This is a genomic window from Allobosea sp. CER48 (assembly GCF_044752385.1).
GTDB lineage: Bacteria > Pseudomonadota > Alphaproteobacteria > Rhizobiales > Beijerinckiaceae > Allobosea.
This window is the reverse complement of record NZ_JBIWYK010000683.1, coordinates 1-1,287: the sequence shown is the minus strand read 5'-3', so window position 1 is coordinate 1,287 and position 1,287 is coordinate 1. Positions and strand designations below refer to the sequence as shown.

Annotated in this window: 2 protein-coding genes; one reads left to right on the top strand and one right to left on the bottom strand. The window is 68.8% G+C overall.

Annotation, left to right across the window (positions count from 1 at the left end; translation table 11 throughout):
• Positions 1-945: class A beta-lactamase (gene bla / locus ACIPIA_RS16550; RefSeq protein ID WP_400511066.1), on the top strand; the 945-nt coding region annotated here is incomplete at its 5' end.
• A gap of 132 nt (positions 946-1,077) precedes the next feature.
• Here bla and ACIPIA_RS16545 read toward each other — a convergent pair.
• On the bottom strand, positions 1,078-1,287 hold a 210-nt coding region (locus tag ACIPIA_RS16545; protein WP_400511065.1), incomplete at its 5' end, for an EamA family transporter.

The window sequence follows — 1,287 nt, the reverse complement described above, 5'->3', positions numbered from 1 at the left end:
GCCCTGGCCGATTGGGACAAGGCCAGGCTCGACAAGGAGATCGCCGCGATCGAGCAGGAATCGAAGGGCCGGCTCGGCGTCGCGCTCATCGACCTGAAGGACCGCAAGCAATGGTCCTATCGCGGCACCGAGACCTTCCCGCTGCAGAGCGTGTTCAAGCTGCCGCTAGCGGTCGCGGTGCTGCAGCAGGTCGAGGCCGGCAAGTTCAAGCTCGACCAGCCGGTCACCGTGACGCGCCTGGACTTCTCGCTGTTCCACAGCCCGCTCGCCAAGGCCTTCAAGGGCGAGCGCAACGACTATCCGCTGAGTGAACTCGTCAGCCTCGCCGCCGGCCAGAGCGACAACACCGCCGCCGACCTTCTGATGCGGGAGATCGGCGGGCCGCAGGTGGTGACCGGGATGCTGCGCGACGGTGGCGTCACCGGCATGTCGATCGACCGCTACGAGCGGCAGTTCCAGCCCGAGATCTACGGCCTGCGCGGCTTCGCCTGGGGCGAGGCGGTCGACGAGAAGCGCTTCCGCGCCGAGGTCAAGGCGCTCAAGCCGGAGGTGCGCATCGCCGCGCTCTCCAAGGCTCTCAAGGACAAGCGCGACGCCGCCACGCCGGATGCGAGCGCGCAGTTCCTGGAAGGCTTCGCCAAGGGCACCTGGCTCCGCGACCCCGCCCATACCGCCTTCATCGAGAAGATCGCCGCGGAATCGAAGATCGGCGTCGACCGGATCAAGGCAGGCCTGCCGGCGGGCACGCGCCTGGCGCATCGCACCGGGCTGGGCATGACCACGGACGGCATCAACCACGCCAGCAACGATATCGGTATCGCGACGCTGCCGGACGGACGCCGCTTCGTCATCGTCGTCTATCTCGCCGGCTCGCGGGCCGACGCGAAGGAGCGCGACGCGGCCCATGCTGCGGTCGCGCGGCTCGCGGTTTCGGCTCTGCGCTGAAGCGGCCCGCCATCCGGCACGCACGTCATGCTCGCCCTCGTGGCGAGCATCCAGGTCCCGAACAGGGGCTTCGTGCGGTGAAGGCGTGGGCGGTCGGGCCAGGCCCGATCGCCACCGACATGCGCCCTGACCCTACCGCCCGAGGCGTTCGGCGATGAAGATGCCGCCGAGCACGAGGGCGAGCGCCATCGCGTGATAGAGGCCGAAGGGTTCGCCGATGATCAGCACGGCGAGGATCGGCGCGAAGACCGGCACCAGATTGACGAAGACCCCAGCCCGGCCGGGCCCGATGATCTCGATGGCGCGCATGAAGAAGAGCTGCGACAGGATCGAGGGGCCGAT